This is a genomic window from Micrococcus sp. 116, from assembly GCF_902506395.1.
GTDB lineage: Bacteria > Actinomycetota > Actinomycetes > Actinomycetales > Micrococcaceae > Micrococcus > Micrococcus luteus.
The window spans coordinates 1-4,033 of the sequence record NZ_LR732372.1 but is presented as its reverse complement, the minus strand read 5'-3'; the positions used below and the strand labels follow the sequence as shown (position 1 = coordinate 4,033).

Annotated in this window: 4 protein-coding genes and 1 pseudogene; 1 reads left to right on the top strand and 4 read right to left on the bottom strand. The window is 68.3% G+C overall.

The genetic code is table 11. The annotated features are described in order from the left end of the window. Positions 1-62: 62 nt before the first annotated feature. Entirely contained in the window at positions 63-824 is a 762-nt protein-coding gene (locus CITRIK5_RS11735; RefSeq protein ID WP_236557208.1) for a DNA-binding domain-containing protein, read from the bottom strand. A gap of 13 nt (positions 825-837) precedes the next feature. Beyond that, entirely contained in the window at positions 838-1,470 is a 633-nt protein-coding gene (locus CITRIK5_RS11730) for a recombinase family protein (protein ID WP_016998066.1), read from the bottom strand. Positions 1,471-1,830: 360 nt separating this feature from the next. Here CITRIK5_RS11730 and CITRIK5_RS11725 point away from each other — a divergent pair, with 360 nt between their 5' ends. Beyond that, entirely contained in the window at positions 1,831-2,403 is a 573-nt protein-coding gene (locus CITRIK5_RS11725) for a recombinase family protein (RefSeq protein ID WP_159833791.1), read from the top strand. 203 nt (positions 2,404-2,606) lie between these two features. On the opposite strand, the gene CITRIK5_RS11720 is transcribed toward CITRIK5_RS11725, so the two are convergent. Continuing rightward, positions 2,607-3,275 carry a S41 family peptidase gene (locus CITRIK5_RS11720; protein ID WP_061866748.1) on the bottom strand — a complete coding sequence of 223 codons (669 nt, stop codon included), beginning with the start codon at positions 3,273-3,275 and terminating at the stop codon, positions 2,607-2,609. Positions 3,276-3,907: 632 nt separating this feature from the next. Then, positions 3,908-4,033 (bottom strand): annotated as a pseudogene (locus CITRIK5_RS11715) (IS5/IS1182 family transposase); the annotation flags it as partial.

Sequence of the window (4,033 nt, the reverse complement as noted above, 5' to 3'; positions counted from 1 at the left end):
CGGCGCCTGGTACGCCACCCGCAAATCGAGGTAGCAACCTCCACGCGCGTCTGGGCGACCAGTCATGACGGCGTCAAGCGCCAGACAGCGACCACAAGATGCCGCCACACAAAGATCAACTCCACAGCCCCGTGGTCGCTGTAGAGCACCTCGGGCAACCCCTGGACCGGCCACCGCGGGTCGGGCTTGGCTCGCACGGCCTGGTGCAGGGCCAGGGCGGTCTGCTCGGCATTCGGGGCGCCGGTGAAGACGGTGTAGCCGGCGACCGCGCGGGAGTAGTCGTCGAGGATCACGCTCAGCCACGGCCGCACCGGGCGCCCCCGGTTGTCGAGGATCGCCACGTCGAGCAGGGTGTGGTCGGCCTGCCGCTGCTCATTGGGCCTCACCGCCGACCGGCGGTGCACCAGCTCGTATCGGTCCCGGTAGGCGGTGTCTCCCTCCAGGGCCAGGGTGCGCAGCCCGGGGTCGATCGCGGCGATCACGCTGCGCACGCTCGAGTAGCTCGGGGGTGCCCAGCCGCGCTCCGGGGCCAGATCGCACACCCGGCGGTGGATGAACCTGGTCGTCGGCGCCGGGCGGCGCAGCGCCAGGGCCTCGATCACCGCGATCAGCTCCGCAGGCAGCCGGCGTTGGCCGCGGTCGCTGCGGGCCTTGCGCTGCAAGCCGGCCGCGGAGGAGTCCGCCCGGTATTCGGCGGCCCAGCGCTGCAGGGTGCGGACCGAGACCTGGGCGTGGGCGGCGAGCCGGGTCAGCGGCACCCCCTCGTCGAGGTGCTGGCGCAACAATGCCGCTCTCTCCTGCGGACCCAGCTGCACCACCACCATCACCCCACCTGGGTCAGTCCGCCGGACCGGGCTCGGGCTCGGCGGCGGTGACCGGTCCGGCCGTCACCGGCTCCGGGGACCGCGGCGGGAGGTGACGGTAGAGACTGGTGCGCGTGATCCCGGTCTTGGCCACGATCTCCGCCATCGTGTGCCCGCTCTCGCGCAGATGCGCCGCGTAGGCCAGCTTGTCCGGATCCACCACCGTAGGCCGCCCGATCCGCCGGCCCTTCGCCGCGGCCACCGACCGGGCATGAGCAGCCCGCTCGAGGGTGTAGGTGCGCTCCATCTGCCCGAACAACGCCAGCAGCACCACCGCCAACTGCGCCATCGGATCACTCGGATTGGTGGAGTCCACCTTGATCGGGTCCGCCAGGTTGCGCACCCCCACCCCCCGCTCGGCGAGGTCATGGATCAGGTTCAAGGTGTCGCGCACCGTGCGCCCGAGCCGGTCCAGGGTGTGCACCACGATCACATCACCCTCCCGGGCGTAGGCCAGCGCCGCGGTCAGCCCGGGACGCTCCGTGGTGGCCCCGGACTTCTTGTCCACATAGATCCGCTCGGCGGCGATCCCGACCTGCCGGAGGGCATCGATCTGCCGGTCGAGGTCCTGTTTGGCCGTCGAGACCCGCGCGTAGCCCAATTCCATGCGCCCAGCGTACCGGAAGTCGGTTCCGTACGACCTAAATGGTTCAGCACTTTTGGTCCAAGTTCTGGTACAGGAATCGCCGATCGTGCACATCGGGCAAGGATCCCCACGCGGGCCGTCCCACTACCAAGGAAGTGGGACAGTCGCCCGAGAGCGATCAACACGTCGATCACCTCGAGCTCGGCCGGCCCGACGACTCCGATCGGGACGCAAGACCTCGATGCCGCCATTTAGCTCCGTCAGAACACCGCCACTTATCGATGCGGTTCACACGACGACGTCTTGTGAGGGATCGTCATGTACGCAAGACCCGTACGGTGACGTGGGCGGTGAGGGGAGGGTAACTGCAACAATGGGGACATGCGTGTCGGCTACGCGCGCGTCTCGACTCTCGAGCAAGACCTCTCCGCCCAACGGGAAGCACTCGAGCGCCTCGGAGTCGAGAACAAGGACATCTACTTCGACCACGGCCTGACGGGAACGACCCGCGCCCGGCCCGGGCTGCGCGAAGCGCTGGCCGCGACCCGGGACGGCGACACCCTGGTGGTGACCAAGCTCGACCGGCTGGCCCGCTCACTCCCGGACGCGAGGGACATCGCCGACGAGCTCACCACCAAGGGAGTGGCGCTCAGCCTCGGAGGCAGCGTCTACGACCCCAACGACGCCGTCGGCCGGTTGCTGTTCAACGTGCTCGGCATGGTGGCCGAGTTTGAGGCGGACCTCATCCGCCTGCGCACCCGCGAAGACATGGCCATCGCCAGATCCAAGGGCAAACTCAAAGGCAAGAAGCCCAAGCTCTCGCCCTCTCAGCGCAAGCACCTGCTGACGTTGCACGCCGCCGGCGAGCACACCCAAGCCGAGCTGGCCGAGCTGTTCAACGTCTCCCGCACCACCATCTACCGCGAGCTGCGCCGCACCACGACCGACACCTGACCGCGCCTGCACCGCCACTGAGCGATCACAGAAACCCGCCACCAAGCCATCACATCCACAGGCCACCCCGCCCACACACGGTCGTTTACGGCGGAGCCGATTCGCGCCACAACGCTTGCCATTGGAGCGACCTGCCAGCGCACGCACACTCCCTTTCGCGACGGCTGGACCACGCGCCGCGGGATGCGAGCGGGCCAGGGCGCTCAGGGGCAGCCGCGTTCCTGCAGCCAGATCCTCGCCGCCGCCTGAGCCGCGTCCGTGCCGCCGCCCCCGTCCCTACGGATCGGCAGGTCCGGGTCCACCGGGCGATCGCCCAGAACCTCGCCTCCACGGTCCACAAACTCCGCGGCCGTCAAGGTGAGACGGCTGCCATCGGACAGCACGTGCGTCGCATTCCCGGACCCATACCCTGACGATGACTGCCCGAACGACCTTGCATTGGGCAACCCTCGGAAGGCGGCCAGCACCGCCTCCCCCGAGGACGAGGTGGACCGGTCTTGAAGCACCGCAATCGGAGCGCCATCGCGTTGTGTCCGGGGCCCCACGCTGACGAACGTCATGCCCTCTGTGCCTGCCCCGTCCTCCTGCACGGTCACTGCCGTGTCCTCGCCAGCCCTATCCCGGAAGAACATCACCGGCCCCTCCGGCAACAACGCGGAGACCCCCGAGAGCATCGGCCACATGTTCCCACCCAGGTTTCCCTGCACGTCCACCACCCACCCGCAGGTCGCGGTCGCTGCGGCGTCGATTCCGTCCGCCAGGACCATCGCGTACTCGGACGCCTGGGGGTCGTCACTGGCCACGGGCAGTGCTGGCAGGCTGAGGGTACTGATGCCATCCGTCGTGGTGACGGTCGGCAACGTGACATTCATGCGCGGTGTCTCAGAAGCGCTGGAGGTCGACCTTTCACCCCTCTCGGCTGGGTCCGGGCCGGGAGTGAAGCTCGAATGCTTTCCTCCAGCCACCCCCGTGGCATAGCGCAGGACACTGTCGAGGTCTCGAGGTGAGCGCGCCGTCTTGGCGGTCTCCTGCACCTGGGCTCGGGCCTGCTCCCACCGCTCGCCGGAGGCGTACAGCCCGGTATCAAGGACGTCGAGGGCCCGATCTGCGTACGCCAGGGTGTCTTGATCTCCACTTGACGATCCTCCACCAGGGGTCGGCGTCCCTGGTGGAGCGGACGACGACGTGGGTGTCGATCCATCCCCGTGGGAGGCTCCACACCCGGTCAGCAGTACCGCCAGCACCACGCCCATGCAGACGACTCGCGTCCTAGGCCGTCTGGTCCAAGCGATATTCATGCGGCCAGTGTCGCATCAGACGCACGCCGAGAGGCCCCTCGGCGAAAACTCCCGTGACGCATCTGCCCAGCCACTCTCCGTGTTCGGACTAAGGGCGCAAACGGTCGTGTGGGGCGGACTGAATCCTCGCCACAACCCTCGCCAGACAGCTCCCACGCGGGGCCCGCTCCGCTGGAAACCGACCCGCAGCTGGCACCCAACTCCCCCTAGGGCATGTCTGACAATCGTTTGGACCATGCGAGCACAGCATTCAGGACCACAGCGGCCCTGTAGATGATCGCGTACTTGTCATACCGGGTCGCCAGACCCCGCCACTGCTTCAGGTGAGCGTA

Coding starts and splice junctions, on each gene's coding strand:
- CITRIK5_RS11735 (WP_236557208.1), bottom strand. CDS start 824: ATGGTGGTGGTGCAGCTGGGTCCGCAGGAGAGAGCGGCATTGTTGCGC.
- CITRIK5_RS11730 (WP_016998066.1), bottom strand. CDS start 1,470: ATGGAATTGGGCTACGCGCGGGTCTCGACGGCCAAACAGGACCTCGAC.
- CITRIK5_RS11725 (WP_159833791.1), top strand. CDS start 1,831: ATGCGTGTCGGCTACGCGCGCGTCTCGACTCTCGAGCAAGACCTCTCC.
- CITRIK5_RS11720 (WP_061866748.1), bottom strand. CDS start 3,275: ATGAATGTCACGTTGCCGACCGTCACCACGACGGATGGCATCAGTACC.